Source organism: Archangium gephyra, from assembly GCF_049060025.1.
Classification (GTDB): domain Bacteria; phylum Myxococcota; class Myxococcia; order Myxococcales; family Myxococcaceae; genus Archangium; species Archangium gephyra_A.
Window position 1 is genome coordinate 4,008,841 of record NZ_JBMEQQ010000002.1, and the last position, 15,722, is coordinate 4,024,562.

The 15,722-nt window shown below is 71.3% G+C and carries 6 protein-coding genes and 1 pseudogene; 4 read left to right on the forward strand and 3 right to left on the reverse strand.

The annotated features are described in order from the left end of the window. Positions 1–10 precede the first annotated feature (10 nt). The 3 genes from ACN28I_RS17460 to ACN28I_RS17470 form a co-directional block, all read right to left on the reverse strand. Positions 11–1,930 carry a hypothetical protein gene (locus ACN28I_RS17460; protein WP_420943122.1) on the reverse strand — a complete coding sequence of 640 codons (1,920 nt, stop codon included), beginning with the start codon at positions 1,928–1,930 and terminating at the stop codon, positions 11–13. Between the two features lie 123 nt (positions 1,931–2,053). Further along, positions 2,054–3,079, reverse strand: a complete 1,026-nt coding sequence (locus ACN28I_RS17465; protein ID WP_420943123.1) for a Rieske 2Fe-2S domain-containing protein — start codon at positions 3,077–3,079, stop codon at positions 2,054–2,056. A 46-nt stretch (positions 3,080–3,125) separates the two neighbouring features. Next, positions 3,126–3,305, reverse strand: coding sequence for a Xan family putative trans-acting RiPP leader peptide (locus tag ACN28I_RS17470; RefSeq protein ID WP_420943124.1), 180 nt, complete (start codon positions 3,303–3,305; stop codon positions 3,126–3,128). 74 nt (positions 3,306–3,379) lie between these two features. On the opposite strand from ACN28I_RS17470, the gene ACN28I_RS17475 reads away from it, so the two are divergent. The 4 genes and pseudogenes from ACN28I_RS17475 to ACN28I_RS17490 form a co-directional block, all read left to right on the forward strand. Next, positions 3,380–4,048, forward strand: coding sequence for a hypothetical protein (locus ACN28I_RS17475; protein WP_420943125.1), 669 nt, complete (start codon positions 3,380–3,382; stop codon positions 4,046–4,048). 136 nt (positions 4,049–4,184) lie between these two features. Then, positions 4,185–5,777, forward strand: coding sequence for a hypothetical protein (locus tag ACN28I_RS17480; protein ID WP_420943126.1), 1,593 nt, complete (start codon positions 4,185–4,187; stop codon positions 5,775–5,777). Beyond that, complete coding sequence (locus tag ACN28I_RS17485; RefSeq protein ID WP_420943127.1) at positions 5,701–6,081, forward strand: hypothetical protein; 381 nt, start codon at positions 5,701–5,703, stop codon at positions 6,079–6,081. Before ACN28I_RS17480 ends, ACN28I_RS17485 begins: the two co-directional genes overlap by 77 nt. A gap of 126 nt (positions 6,082–6,207) precedes the next feature. Further along, positions 6,208–15,648, forward strand: a pseudogene (locus ACN28I_RS17490) (amino acid adenylation domain-containing protein); the annotation flags it as partial. Positions 15,649–15,722 lie beyond the last annotated feature (74 nt).

Below are 15,722 nucleotides of genomic sequence, written 5' to 3' on the forward strand. Positions count from 1 at the left end.
CTCGGTGGGCTCAGTTTTCCGGCAGGATGTGGCGGGCCGGAGGAGTCGAGACGTGGCAGGCCTGGGCGCAATTGCCGTAGGCGTTGGGAGCGTTCTGGTACGGCGCGAACTTCATGTCGAAGAACTCGGTGCCGTGCGACTGCAGGTGGCAGCCGTTGCAGGCCATCATGCTGGGCCGCACGGTGCTCTCCTTCGTCAGGTGGCACATCCGGCAGTCCTGCTTGTTCTGCGCGTACTTGCGCGAGCCCATGTGGATGCGGTGGATGGTGTCCGGCAGGAAGCCGATGGACTCCTCGTTGTGGCACGTGGTGCACGCCTCCACGTTGTCCACGGACATGCCGTGGTGGAGGTTGCTCAGCGAGTTCACGCCGTTGTGGCACATCTGGCAGTTGCCCACCCGGCCCGGGTACGTCGTGGCCTGCTCCTGGCCGACCTGGAAGAAGAACGGCTCCAGCCGGTTGAGGCGCTCGCCCATGAAGTTGCGGTGGCCCTTGAGGAAGATGGCGTAGGTGCCCGGCTTGGCGTCCGGTGGCAGCTTCACGGCCCAGCGCGCCGGAGGCGTCTGCTCGGCGGCGCGGGGCAGGAACTTCGCGCCCGGATCCAGGTAGTAATAGGGCTCGCTCGCCTGCGGATAGGAGAAGTAGGGCCGCGTATAGGTACCGTAGACGGGCCGGAACTCCTGCAGGGGGCCCACCACCTTGAAGCCGGACTCGGAGCTGCTCGCGTCACGGTAGGTGGTCAGCATCGAGTCGTTGAAGTAGGCGATGCCGTTGGACTCGCCCGCCATGTACTGGTTGTAGGAGGGCAGGCCATCGCGCGAGTGCAGGCCGTTGCCGTCGCCGTCACGCAGGGAGATGGTGAAGTCCACCGTCTCGCCGGGCTGGAAGAACTTGCCGTTCGCCGGCCGGGAGATCAGCGCCGCCTGCTGCAGGCCGAAGCCGCAGGGCACGCGCTCGGTGGTGGCCAGCCCGCTGGCGTCCAGCTTGTAGCAGGAGGGCTCGCGGCTCTGCTCCGGCACGAACGTCACCGGGAAGAGGAAGGGCTCCTCGGGCATCAGGCTCCAGGTGACGCGGATGACGCCCTCACCGGTGAGCTGCGGCATGCGGAAGCTCTTGAAGGGATCCGTCGAGTTGGCCAGCGACACCTTCACGCCCGTCAGGAAGACGGGCGGCGGACCCATGAGGTCCACGTGCATGGAGGGATCGTTGGGGAAGAGCGGACGGGTGAGGCCCATCGTCGTGAAGCTCACGCGGGTGCGCCCGGTGACGTGGGTCTCCGCGAGGAAGTCCTTGCGCTTGTAGGTGGTGGAGGAGCGCACGGTGCCGCCGGCGTCCAACACCTCGAGGGTGAACGTGTCGTCGTCGGACAGCATCCACCCGGCGTTCTCGTAGAAGATCTCCCGCTGGTAGGAGGCATCGTTGTTCAGGTTCTTCCACTCCTCGCGGCCCACGGCCAGCCCGCCCCAGTCCAGGCTCTTGAAGCGCGACTGCCTGCGCATCCACACCGTGGGCGCACGCCAGTCGTTGAACGTGGCGTCGTCCTGGACCGGGTCCATCGTGGCCAGGCTCATCATCATGTCCATCGCGGTGAACTCGCGCAGGAAGTAGAGCGCGCCGGGCGTCACCTGGAAGGTGGCGGACGGCGGCCGCTCGGGCCCCAGGGGGATGCCGTCGTTGAGGTGGCGGCACTGCTCCGGGTAGCCGGGCAGCTCCAGCGAGCCACGCGACACCGGCTCGCCGTTGGGCAGCATGGCGCAGCCGTTGAACTGCAGCAGCGTCAGCGACAGGGCGCCGGAGGCCGAGCTCGAGTAGGGATCGAAGGCCGTCGCCCCACGCCCCCGAGTACCTTCCGCATCGGTGATGTTGAAGAGGTCGCAGCCCGAAGCGAGCACCACGGTGGACAGGAGAAGGATCTTCTGGCGCAGGTTCATGTCACTGGATTTCGGGTCCTGTATTCACCAGCGCAAAGCCAGGACCTGGGGGGGGAGAATCAGCTGCTCGGAGGCCCCACTCTAGCGGGGACCTCCCTTGAAATCCATACCGCCCCCCAGCCCTCAGGCCGGGGTGGGGAGCTCGACGGGGCCACCGGTGCGCAGCGCGATCACGCCCCGGCGGTACTCCAGGGGCAGGCGATCCGCCCGCACGTGCACCTCACCGGAGAAGTCCAGCGGGTGGGCCCTGGGCCGCTGCCCCTCGGCGATGAGCCGATCCTGCTCGAGGATGGCCAGCTCGCTCTTCACGAAGATGTCCGGGAAGTGCCGCAGCGCCGGGTGGTACGAGGCGAAGTAGAAGCACTGCATCTTCTCCTCCGACCAGGGTGAAGCGATGGCATACACCGTGTGCGGGAAGAAGAGCGTGGGCTTGAAGGTGAGGCGCGCGGCGAACGGGTAGAAGACCTCGTAGACGAGCGTGGTCTTGTCCACCTTGGGCGGCGCGCCGTCCAGCGCGGGCGCCAGCGCGGGATAGGAGATCTGCGCCCTCAGGCCACCGGCCCGCCGCTCCACCTCATAGGGCGCCACCTCCTGCTGCTCCGGGTTGCCGAACGTGCCCCGGTGCACCCAGGACAGGTGGGTGACGTCCAGGACGATCTCCACCATGCGGCCCGCGGACACCTCCCAGTCCAGGCGGGGCAGGGCCACGGTGGCGATCTTCCCCGTCTCCAGCTCCGGCCACTCCGGCAGCGGGGCCGCGGGCTCCCGGGCCAGGCACACCCAGATGAGGCCATAGCGCTCTGCGGCGTGGAACGAGGAGACGGCCGCGGCGGCGGGGATGGGCACCCCGGGCTGCGAGGGAATGCGCACGCACCGGCCGTCCGTCCCGTACGTCCACCCATGGAAGGCACAGCGCAACCCCTCGCCGGAGACCTCCCCGGCGCACAGGTCCGCCCCGCGGTGCGCGCAGTAGCGCCGCGTCGCGGCGACGCCGGAGCCCGTGCGCCACAGGGCCAGCTCCGTCCCCAGCAGACGCGCGGGCAGGGGACGCTCCTTCAGCTCCTGCGAGAAGGCGACGGGATGCCAGTACGGGGAGAAGGCCTCTTCGTAGGAGCGCACGCTCGAATCCATGTCTGAACGCATCGACATGGCCCCGCGGCCCTCCCTGGACGGGCAGCCGCGAGGCCCGGTCCGCTCACGCCAGCGCGAGCGGGGCGATCTTGCTCTCGATCTCCTCGAGCAGGAAGTTGATCTCCTCCAGCTCATCGAGCTTCTCGGGAGCGGCGGCGACAGGCGCGGCGAGAGACTCGGCGGCCTGGGCGACGACAGGCGCGGCGGACTCGGCAGCCTGGAGGGGATTCTCTTGCGATGCCATGGGACCTCCTGGGGGGACGAAGGATCGGAAACGCTGCAATCCAGGATGGTCCCGTGAAGCGGGGGCGGCTGTCAATGTACCCGTGGATCATTCCACTGGGATTGGAGCCGCCGGAGCCCATCCGCTACGCTGCGCGGATGGCGATCCGCTGGGAAGGTCTGGCAGCGATGGGTGGAGGGGCGCTGTGGGTGGTGACGTACGTGGGCTCCGTGCTGCTGGGCCGGCAGGGAGAGCGGCCCCACACGGACGTGAGCGCCGCGTGGCTCCCGTTCTTCGCCGCGTTCTGCGGAGCCATCCTCCTGCTGGGCACGAGCCTGCTGGGGCTCCATGCCCGGCAGCGGAGCCACGCGAGGTGGACGGCGCGGGCGGGGCTGCTGCTGGCGGCCCTCGCCGTCGCGACGGCGGGCGCCAATCTGGTGCTGCTCACGGGAGCGGTGGGGCCCGCCCGGTTCGGTCCGGACCTCGGAGGCACCGGCGTCATGGCCGTCTGCGCCAGCACGGTGCTGCTCGGTCTCGCCGCGAGGAAGGGGCAGGAGCCGCTCCCCTGGGCGGGCCGCACGCTGATCGCCCTGGGAGTCTCGACGGTGGTGCTGATCGCCGCCTCCACCCTGTCGTTCGGCTCCGTGCCCGCATATGTCGTGGATGAGCTCCCCTTCGCGCTGGCGGGCGCCGTCTGGCTCGCCCTGGGCCTGGCGATGCGGACGCGGTCCCTTCCATCCGTTGGCGCGCAAACGTTACAATGATGCTCCCCCGCCTCGCCCCCCTCTGCTCATGCTGACACCGACCTCCGCCGCTCGCGCAGCCATCCTCCTGGCTCTTGTCTGGAGTTGTACCGGAGCCGCCAGCGAATGGCAGGGGAGCACACCGGGCGTCACCACGATGCAGGAGCTCCTCCAGTCGTTCGGCGAGCCCGCCGAACGCACCTCTCCGGATGGAGAGGAGATGGTGCTGGACTACTGGAGGGAGAAAGCGCCCGAGGGGACGCGCGGTGCGCGGTTCCGCATCTCCATGGAGAACGGACTGCTCCAGCGCATCGACGTGTTCCCCGAGACGCCGCCCACGCGCGAAGCGCTCGAGGAGCAGTTCGGGCCCCCCTGCGTGAAGGCGGGCAAGGCCGCGGGCAAGGTCCGGACGCCCGGCGCGAAGGCGGGTGGCAAGAAGGTCCGCAAGCCGGTGTCCTGCTACGAGGTCAAGGTCACGCCCGGCAACCGCGTCTACTTCCACTACGCCAGGTCCGGGCTCGCGGTCTTCTTCGAGGGCCAGCGGGTTCACTCGCTGGCGTACCTGGTGCCGCCCCGTCCGGGGCGCGGGGTCCGCAAGCAGCCGCCCCTCGAGGAGCCGCCGGAGCTTCCCGCGCCCGTCCTCGCCGCCGCCGAGCCCGCTCCCGCCGAGGAGCCTCCGCCCGCGCCCGCCCCGAGCCCCACCGAAGTGGCGGCCAACAGCCCCACGTCCGCCGCCGGCAACGAGCCGGGTGCCACGGAGGAGCCGGATCCCTTCAGCACGGCGTTCCGGCCCGTCACCGTCTCACAGGCCGCGGTGGAGCAGACCGGGCCCACCGACGAGCCCTCCGCCGGGCCCGCTTCCGAGCCCGCCTCCAGGACCACGACCGAGCTCCCCCCGGCCATGAGCGCGGAGAAGGAGAACTTCCTCACCCTGGGCGGGCTCTTCTACCAGCGCATCGATGTGCTCGGCTCGCGCCTGGGCGGCACCACCTCGGCGAGGCCCAGCCTGCCCGCGCTCGTGAACCTCTACATGGATGCCAAGCCCTCCGAGAGCCTGCGCGGCTTCGTGGTGGGGCGGCTCGTCTATGATCCGCTGAACGCGGCGGGCGCCGGTCCCCAGGCCGTGCTGGATCAGCTCTGGTTCCGCTTCGACATCGCCAGCCGCGTGTTCATCACCGCGGGCCGGCAGCAGATCAAATGGGGCAGCTCCCTCATCTGGAACCCCACCGACTTCCTCCAGTCCCCCAACCAGCAACCGCTCGAGGGAATCGACCTGCGGCTGGGGGTGGACATGCTGAAGGTGAACATCCCCTGGGAAGCGATGGCCTCGAACCTCACGCTGCTCGTCACGGCGGACCTGAACGGGCCCGGCGAGGACAAGCTGCGCTACGGGGCCGCCGGACGCGCCGACATCGCGCTCGGCAACTTCGGAGAAGCTCAGCCTCATCGCGTCCTTCCTGCAGAACCGCCGCCCCCGCTACGGCCTGGACTGGAGCATGGGCCTGGGTCCGCTCGATCTCAACGCCGAGCTCTCGCTGGTGCAGGACACCGACGTGCGTCTCTGGCAGCGGAACGACGGCGGCTTCTCCGAGCGCAGGCTCGACGGGCCGACGCTGCTCGCCAGTGCCGGCGTGGGCACCCAGTTCCGGCTCGCGGATGTCTTCCGCGTCGGCGTGCGCTTGGAGGGTTTCTACAACCCGCTCGGCTACACCGATCGGGCCTTCCTCACCTGGCTCCAGTCCACGGGTGACTACCGCCCCCTCTTCTTCGGCCGCTACTACGGCATGGGGCAGATCTCCATCAGCCGCCGCAGCATGTACGCGCCCACGCTGAACTTCACCGGCCTGGCGAACATCTCCGACCGCTCCGTGACGGGCCGGGTGGACTTCAGCATGGCGCCGACCACCGCGGTGCGGGTCTTCGTCTTCGTGGAGGCCCCCTTCGGCGAGCGCGGCGGTGAGTTCCGCTTCCAGCCCGACCTGTCGGTGGCCGAGCTCCCCGTCGAGGGACTCGGGCTGCTCCGCGCAGGCATCAACGTCCGCATGAGGATCTGACAGGCCGCGCCTGCCCGGCTCCTCACACCGTCCCAGATTCTTCTCCCCCCTCCGTCCTCCATGGCTTCCAGAAAAGACTCCGCCGCCGTGCCCTCCGTGTCGCTGAAGCACCTGGAACCGCACAACATGGGCGCCGCGCGTGACTGGGCACTGGACACGTGCGTCCACGAGCTCGTCTCCGCCCAGGCCCGGCGTACGCCCCACCAGGTGGCCCTCGCCTCCAGTGCCGGCGTCTGGTCCTACGCCGACCTCGAGGCCCACACCAACCGCGCCGCCCGCCGCATGGTCGCCCAGGGTGTCGGCCCCGAGTGCCTCGTCGCCGTCCTCTGCCACCGCTCCGAGGCCCTCGTCCGCTCCGTCCTCTCCCTCCACAAGGCCGGCGGCGCCTACCTTCCTCTCGACGCGCGGCTGCCTCCCGCCCGCCTCGCCCAGCTCCTCTCCGAGAGCCGCGCTCCCTTCGTCCTCTCCCTCGGCGACTGCGCTCCCCTCCTCGAGGAGGTGCTCGACCTGCTGCCGACCCTCCAGCAGCCCCTCGTGCTCTCCCTGGATGGGCTCGACTCCGAGAGCGCCGAGCCCCTGCCGCCCCGCGCCACCCCGGACAACCTCGCCTACGTCATCTTCACCTCGGGCTCCACCGGCACGCCCAAGGGCGTCATGGTCGAGCACCGCGGCATGCTCAACCACTTCCTGGGCCTGCACGAGGTGCTGAACTTCGCGCCCGGTGACGTCAACGCCCAGACGGCGTCCATGGGCTTCGACATCTCCCTCTGGCAGATGCTCGGAATGCTCCCCTTCGGAGCCACCACGCACGTCTTCGAGGACGACCTCGTCCGGGACACGCCGCGCCTCGTTCCCGCCATGGAGCAGGCCGGCGTCACCCTCGCGGAGATGGTCCCCACCCTCCTCCAGTCCATCCTGGAGGACGGCGACAACCCGGACCTGCCCGCGCTCCATCGCGTGCGGGGGATGATCATCGGCGGACAGGCCCTGCCGCCCGCGCTGTGCGAGGCGTGGTTCGAGCGCTACCCCCAGTCCACCCTCATCAACGCCTACGGCCCCACCGAGTGCACCGACATCGTCACCGTGCACCCCATGCGGTCCGCTCCCTCCGGCGCCTTCACCCCCATCGGTCTGCCCAAGGCCAACATGGAGGTCTACGTCCTCGACGACGCCCTCCAGCCCGTTGCCCCGGGCGTCCTGGGTGAGCTCTACGTCGGTGGCACCGGCGTTGCCCGCGGCTACCTGCTGCGCCCCGAGCTCAGCGCCGAGCGCTTCGTTCCCCACCCCTTCTCCCCTTCTCCCGGTGCCCGCCTCTACCGCACCGGCGATATCGTCCGCCTCAACTCCGACGGCCTGCTCGAGTTCGTCACCCGCTCCGACTTCCAGGTGAAGGTGCGTGGCTTCCGCATCGAGCTCGGTGAGGTGGAGGCCGCTCTCCACTCCCTGCCCCAGGTGCGTTCGGCCGCCGTCTCCGTGCGCGAGCGCAAGCCCGGCGACCACTTCCTCGTCGCCTGGGTGGTGGCCTCCCTCCCCGGCGTCACCGAAGCCGCCCTGCTCTCCTCCCTCGAGCGCACCCTGCCTTCGTACATGGTGCCCTCGCGCCTGGTGCTCCTGCCCGCCCTGCCCCTCAACACCAACGGCAAGGTGGACTACGACGCCCTCGGTGCCCTTGCGCTCGAAGCGTCCGGCGCCCAGCAGCAGGGTGCGGCCCCCATCGGCCCCATCGAGCAGCGCATCGCCCAGCTCTTCTGCGAGGCACTCGGCCTCCAGTCCGTCTCGCGCGAGGACGACTACTTCGACCTGGGTGGCCACTCGCTCAGCGCCATCTCCCTCACCGCCCGCATCCGGCAGCTCTTCGACGTGGAGCTCCCGCTGGAGTTCCTGTTCGCCCACCCCACCGTGGCGGGACTCGCTCAGGAGGTGGAGAAGCTCCAGGGCAGCGCTCCTTCCCTGCCCGCGCCCACCCCGCTCCCCGCGGATGCGACTCCGGTGCTGTCGTTCGCCCAGGAGCGCATGTGGTTCCTCCAGCAGCTCCAGCCCCAGCTCCCGCTCTACAACATGCCCCGGGCCGTGGAGCTGAGCGGCCCCATCGACTCCGAGCTGCTCGACTCGGCGCTGCGCCAGCTCCTCGCCCGCCACCGCTCGCTGCGCTCCTCGTTCCCCTCGCGGAGCGGCCTTCCCCGCCTCACCTTCCACGACGTGCCCGCCCGGGTGCTCACCGTGGAGGAGCTCGCCGGAGGCCAGGACGACACCCTCCTCTTCCAGCGCCTCCAGGAAGTGCTGCGCGGCCCCCTCGATCTGGCGCACGGGCCGCTCTACCGCTTCCACCTCTTCCGCCTCTCGCCGCACCGGCATGTCCTGCTCGTGGTGCTCCACCACCTGCTCTTCGACGGCTGGTCGTTCAACCTGTTGATGCGTGACTTCGGGGCCCTCTGCGCCGCGGCGGGTGCTCGGGAGTCCTCCGCCCTCGAGGCGCTGGAGTTCGAGGCCACGGATCTCTCCGCGTGGCAGCGCGCCTCCGTCACCCCGGCCCGCGAGGCCGAGCTGCTGGAGTACTGGAAGCGCCAGCTCACCGGCGCCCCCGAGGCGCTCCGGCTGCCCGCCGATCTGACGCCCTCGAGCCGCACCAGCCGCGCGGCCGAGACGGACCACCTGCCGCTGCCCGCCGCGCTCACCGAGGCCGTGCGCGCCTACTGCCAGCAGCACCAGGTGACGCCCTACATGGTGCTGTACGCCGCCTTCGCCGCGCTGCTGCACCGCTACTCGCGCCAGGCGGACTTCTGCGTCGGCACCCCCACCTCCGGCCGCACCCATCCGGCCTTCGACAAGGTCGTCGGCGCCTTCATCAACACCGTGGTGCTGCGCACCCGCGTCGAGCCCTCCGCCCCCTTCTCCGCCCTGCTGGAGCAGGTGCGCACCACCACCCTGGAGGCCATCGCCCACCAGGAGCTGCCCTTCGAGCGGCTCGTCACCGCGCTCGGCGCGGCCCGGGGTCCCGGCCAGACGCCCCTCTTCCAGGTGCTGTTCGAGCTCTATCAGGAAGAGGGCTCGCTGGAGGCCGCGCTCTCCCACTTCGGCGCGCGCCCGCTGCGGCTCGACAACCGGGCCGCGCTGTTCGATCTCGTCCTCACCGTCACCGAGCGCTCGGGCGGCTTCGACATCCTCCTGCGCTACAGCGAGGACCTCTACACCCGCTCCACCGTGGAGCGGATGCGGCGCCACTACATCCAGCTCCTCACCCAGGCCCTGGGCGCCCCGGAGACGCGCGTCGATGCGCTGGAGCTGCTGACCGAGGGCGAGCGCCAATCCGCGCACCGCACCTCGCGGCGTGACTGGGCGCTGGACACGTGCGTCCACGAGCTCGTCTCCGCCCAGGCCCGGCGCACGCCCCACCAGGTGGCCCTCGCCTCCAGTGCCGGCGTCTGGTCCTACGCCGACCTCGAGGCCCACACCAACCGCGCCGCCCGCCGCATGGTCGCCCAGGGTGTCGGCCCCGAGTGCCTCGTCGCCGTCCTCTGCCACCGCTCCGAGGCCCTCGTCCGCTCCGTCCTCTCCCTCCACAAGGCCGGCGGCGCCTACCTTCCCCTCGACGCTCGGCTGCCTCCCGCCCGCCTCGCCCAGCTCCTCTCCGAGAGCCGCGCTCCCTTCGTCCTCTCCCTCGGCGACTGCGCTCCCCTCCTCGAGGAGGTGCTCGACCTGCTGCCGACCCTCCAGCAGCCCCTGGTGCTCTCCCTGGACGGGCTCGACTCCGAGAGCGCAGAGCCCCTGCCGCCCCGCGCCACTCCGGACAACCTCGCCTACGTCATCTTCACCTCGGGCTCCACCGGCACGCCCAAGGGCGTCATGGTCGAGCACCGCTCCATGCTCAACCACTTCCTGGGTCAACAGGAGGTGCTGGGCTTCGCCCCCGGTGAGGTCAACGCCCAGACGGCGTCCATGGGTTTCGACATCTCCCTCTGGCAGATGCTCGGAGCGCTCCCGTTCGGCGCCACCACGTACCTCTTCGAGGATGAGCTCGTCCGGGACACGCCGCGCCTCGTTGCCGCCCTGGCGCGGGCTGGCGTCACGGTGTTCGGCACGGTGCCCGCCGTCATCGAGTCCATCCTGCGCGATGGCGATGACCCCAACGTCCCCGCCCTCCATCGCCTGCGCTTCGTGATCTCCGGCGGACAGGCCCTGCCGCCCGCGCTGTGCGAGGCGTGGTTCGAGCGCTACCCCCAGTCCACCCTCGTCAACGCCTACGGCCCCACCGAGTGCACCGACATCGTCACCGTGCACCCCTTGCGGTCCGCCCCTTCCGGCGCCTTCACCCCCATCGGTCTGCCCAAGGCCAACATGGAGGTCTACGTCCTCGACGAGGCGTTGCGGCCCGTTCCTCCGGGCGTGATGGGTGAGCTCTACGTCGGCGGCACCGGTGTCGCCCGCGGCTACCTGCTGCGCCCCGAGCTCAGCGCCGAGCGCTTCGTCCCCCACCCCTTCTCCCCTTCTCCCGGTGCCCGCCTCTACCGCACCGGCGACATCGTCCGCCTCAACTCCGACGGCCTGCTCGAGTTCGTCACCCGCTCCGACTTCCAGGTGAAGGTGCGTGGCTTCCGCATCGAGCTCGGTGAGGTGGAGGCCGCCCTCCACTCCCTGCCCCAGGTGCGCTCGGCCGCCGTCTCCGTGCGCGAGCGCAAGCCCGGCGACCCCTTCCTCGTCGCCTGGGTGGTGGCCTCCCTCCCCGGCGTCACCGAAGCCGCCCTGCTCTCAGCCCTCGAGCGCACCCTGCCTTCCTACATGGTGCCCTCCCGGCTGGTGCTCCTGCCCGCCCTGCCCCTCAACACCAACGGCAAGGTGGACTACGACGCCCTCGGTGCCCTTGCGCTCGAAGCGCCCGGCGCCCAGCAGCAGGGCGCGGCCCCCATCGGCCCCGTCGAGCAGCGCCTCGCTCAGCTCTTCTGTGAGGCGCTCGGCCTCCAGTCCGTCTCGCGCGAGGACGACTACTTCGACCTGGGTGGCCACTCGCTCAACGCCGTCACCCTCATCGCCCGGGTGAATCAGCTCTTCGGCGTGGAGCTGGCGCTGGACACGCTGTTCAACACGGCCACCGTGGCGGGACTGGCTCGCGAGGTGGAGAAGCGTCAGGGCGCCGCCCCTTCGCTGCCCGCGCCCACTCCGCTGCCGGCCGGAGCCCCTCCGCTGCTCTCCTCCACGCAGGAGGGCCTGTGGTTCCTCCAGCAGCTCCAGCCGGACTCCAGCGCGTACCACATCCCCGAGGCCGTGGAGCTGACGGGGCCGCTCGACGTTCCCGCGCTCGAGGCGTCCCTGCGCTGGCTGCTGGAGCGTCACGCCGTGCTGCGCATGGCCGTGCCCGCTCGCGAAGGCCAGCCCTCCCCCGTCCTCCTGCCCGTGCCCGAGCAGGTGCTGTCCCTGGAAACGCAGGCGCGCGCCGGCTGGCTGGACGAGGAGATCAACCGGCCCTTCACCCCCGGCGGTCCGCTCTACCGCTTCCGGCTGCTGCGCCGGGAGCCCCAGCGCCACGTGCTGCTGCTCGTCTTCCACCACCTGCTGGTGGACGGCCTGTCGGTGGGCCTCCTCGTGCGCGAGCTGGGTGAGGCCCTCGCCGCCTTCAGCCAGCACCAGCACCCCGAGCTGCCCGCTCCGCGCCTGAGCCACTGGGACCTCAACGCCTGGCTGCGCACCGAGCCGCTGCGCGCGCGCGAGCAGCAGCACCTGGAGTACTGGAAGCGCCAGCTCGACGGCGTCCCGGGCGTGCTGCAACTCCCCACGGACAAGCCGCGTCCCGCCGCCCTCTCGCACCACGGAGGTATCGTCTACCGCTCGATGTCCCCGGCGCTCGCGCGGGCCGTCCAGGACTTCTGCCGCCAGCACCAGGTCACTCCTTATATGGTGCTGTACGCCGCGTTCGCCGCGCTGCTGCACCGCTACTCGGGCCAGGAAGACTTCTGCGTCGGCACGCCCATGTCCGGCCGCACCCACCCGGCGGCCGAGAACGTCGTCGGCCTGCTGCTCAACACCGTGGTGCTGCGCACCCGCCTCGAGCCCTCCGCTTCCTTCTCCTCCCTGCTGGAGCAGGTGCGCACCACCACCCTGGAGGCCATCGCCCACCAGGACGTGCCCTTCGAGCGCCTCGTCCAGGCCCTCGCCGTCGAGCGCAGCACCAGCCACTCGCCGCTCTTCCAGAGCATGTTCGAGCTCAGCCAGGTGCAACACTCGCTGGCGGACATCTTCCCCGGCCACCAGCCCCGTCCGCTGAAGCCCGGGGCCGTCAGCAGCCTCTTCGATCTCTCGCTCAGCGTCGCCGAGCGCCCCAGCGGCACCGAGCTGCTCATCCAGTACGCCACGGACCTCTTCGAGGCCGGCACCGTGGAGCGCATGCTGGGCCACTACCTCCAGCTCCTCGAGAGCGCGCTGGCCTCGCCCGCCACGTCCGTGCAGGCCCTGTCCCTGCTCAGCGCCGCCGAGCGCCAGCAGGTGCTCCACGCCTTCAACGACACCGACCGGCCCTTCGACGCCGAGGCCACCATCGCCTCCCTCTTCGAGGCGCAGGTGGCGCGCACCCCGGAAGCTCCGGCGGTGGTGGCCCCCGAGGGCACGCTCACCTTCCGCGAGCTGCACACCCAGGCCTCGCGCCTCGCGGTGCACCTGGCCGCGGCGGGAGCCGGGCCGGAGACCGTGGTGGGCCTGTGCCTGGAGCGCTCGCTCGACGCGGTGGTGTCGCTGCTGGCCATCTTCCTGAGTGGTGCCGGGTGTCTCCCGCTGGAGGCCTCGCACCCGGCCGCCCGCCGGGCCGCGCTGGTGCGCAGGTCGGGCGCGAAGCTCGTCGTCAGCCGCCCGGCGCTGTTCGACGGGGCCTCGCTCGACGTGCCCCTGGTGTCTCCGGACGTGCGCACGCGGGAGCCGTCCTCCGCCGTGGCGCTCCAGCCCGCCCGCGCCGAGCACCTCGCCTATCTGCTCTACACCTCCGGCTCCACCGGTGAGCCCAAGGGCGCGGAGCTCACCCACCGCAACGTCGTCCACTGCTTCGCCGCCTTCGACACGTACTACGCGACGGCTCCCGGCGACTGCTGGGCCTCGTCCGGCAGCCTCTCCTTCGACATCCACCTGGAGGAGCTGCTCTTCAGCATCACCCGGGGCGCGCGCACCCTCCTGCGCGAGGTGGGCCCGCTCGGACTGGGCCGGGACATCTCCCGCCATGGCATCACCCACGTCGTCATCACGCCCTCCTCGCTGGCCACCGCGCTCGAGGAGCCCGGTGCGCTCGAGGCCTTCCGGTCGCTGAAGGTGCTCGTCACCGGTGGCGAGGTGTTGCCGGATCCGCTGGTGCGGCAGCTCGCCTTCACCCGCACGCAGCTCATCAACACGTACGGCCCCACGGAGACGAGCATCAACGTCGTCGCGGAGCGGACGATGCCGGAGCGGCCCGTGCGCCTGGGCCGCCCGCTGGACCGGTGCCGCGTGTACGTGCTCGACGGCCGCGGCGAGCCCGTTCCCCCCGGCATTCCCGGCGAGCTGTACATCGGCGGCACGTGCCTGGGCCGCGGCTACCGGGGCCAGCCGGAGCTGACGGCCGAGCGCTTCGTGCCGGATCCGTTCTCCGGCCAGTCCGGCGCCTGCCTCTACCGCACGGGGGACCGCGTCCGCTGGAATGGGGATGGCTCGCTGAGCTTCCTGGGCCGCACCGACTTCCAGGTGAAGGTGCACGGCGTCCGTATCGAGCTGGAGGAGGTGGAGGCCACCCTGCTGCGCCAGCCCGGCGTGCGCCAGGCGGCGGCCATCGTGCGCGGCAAGGGCAAGGACGCGCGGCTGGAGGCCTTCCTCGTCCTGGACGGTGACGCCGCCCGGGCGGTGGGTGCCCTGCGCGAGACGCTCACCCGCACGCTGCCCGACGCGATGGTGCCCTCGCGCTTCGTCGCGCTGCCCGCCCTCCCGTTCACCACGAGCGGCAAGGTGGACCGCAAGGCCCTGGCCGCGCTGCCGGCGGAGGACACCGGGGCCCCGGAGCCGCGCCGCGGCGAGGCCCCGCGTGGCCCGGTGGAGGAGCTGCTCGCCGGGCTCTTCTGCCAGGTGCTGGAGCGGGTGACGGTGTCGCGCGAGGACGACTTCTTCCACCTCGGCGGCCACTCGCTGAGCGCCACCCGGCTGGTGGCCCGCGTGCGTCAGGCCTTCGGCGTGGAGCTGCCCCTGGCGGCCCTCTTCACCTCGCCCACCGTGGCGGGACTCGCGCGCCAGGTGACGGAGCTCCAGGGCACCTCGCCCCATGCGCTCCCCGCGCCCACGCCCCGGCCGGCGGGCGAGCCTCCGCGGCTCTCCTTCGCCCAGGAGCGGCTGTGGTTCATCCAGCAGCTGCACCCCGGCTCCAGCGCGTACCACATCCCCGAGGCCGTGGAGCTGACGGGTCCGCTCGACACGGGCACGCTGGAAGCGGCCCTGCGCTGGCTGCTGGAGCGCCATCCCCTGTTGCGCCTGGCCGTGCCCTCGCGCGAGGGAATGCCCCGGCCCACCGTCCAGCCGCTGCCCTCCGAGGTGCTGACGGCGGAGGTGCTGGAGGCCGCCTCGCCGCAACGGGTGACGCAGTGGCTGCGCGAGGAGGCCCACCGGCCCTTCTCCATGGACGAGGGCCCCCTCTACCGCTTCCGCCTGCTGCGCACCGGCCCCCGGCAGCACGTGCTGCTGCTCGTCTTCCACCACCTGCTGGTGGACGGGCTGTCGCTGGACACGCTCGTGCGCGAGCTGAGCGAGGCCTGGCGCGCGCTCTCCGCGGGCCAACCGCCCGCCCTGGCCCCGGTGCGCCTGGACTCCGCCGACATCGCCGCCTGGCAGCGCACCGCGCCCCTGCATGCGCGTGAGCAGACGCAACTCGACTACTGGAAGCGCCAGCTCGACGGCGCGCCGGAGCTGCTGAGCCTCACTCCGGACAAGCCCCGTCCCGCCGTCCTCTCCCACCAGGGTGGCTACACGGGCCCGCATGCGCTCCCCGCCTCGCTCACGCGGGCCCTGCACGCCTTCTGCCGCCAGCACCAGGTGACGCCCTTCATGGTGCTGTACGCCGCGTTCGCCACGCTGCTGCACCGCTACTCGGGCCAGCAGGAGTTGTGCGTGGGCACGCCCACCTCCGGCCGCACCCACCCGGACACCGAGGGCGTCGTCGGCCTGCTCGTCAACACCGTGGCCCTGCGCACCCGCGTGGCGCCCTCCGCCTCCTTCTCCTCCCTGCTGGAGCAGGTGCGCACCACCACCCTGGAGGCCATCGCCCACCAGGACGTGCCCTTCGAGCGCGTCGTCCAGACGCTCGGCGTCGATCGCCGCTCCAGCCACTCGCCGCTCATCCAGGTGCTGTTCGATCTCAACCGGGTGGAGCGCGCCCTGACCAGCGCCTTCCCGGGCCTCCAGGGCCGTAGCCTGCCGCTGGAGTCCCAGAGCAGCCCGCTCGACTTCTCCCTCGGCATCCAGGAGGGGCCCGAGGGCCACGCGCTCGCCATCCGCTACAGCACCGATCTCTACGAGGCCGGAACGATGCAGCGCCTGGCGGGCCACTACGTCCAGCTCCTCACCCACGCGCTGCGCGAGCCCCACAGGCGCCTGGACGCCCTGGAGCTGCTCACCCCGGACGAGCACCAGTCGCTCATGCGGGCCGCCTC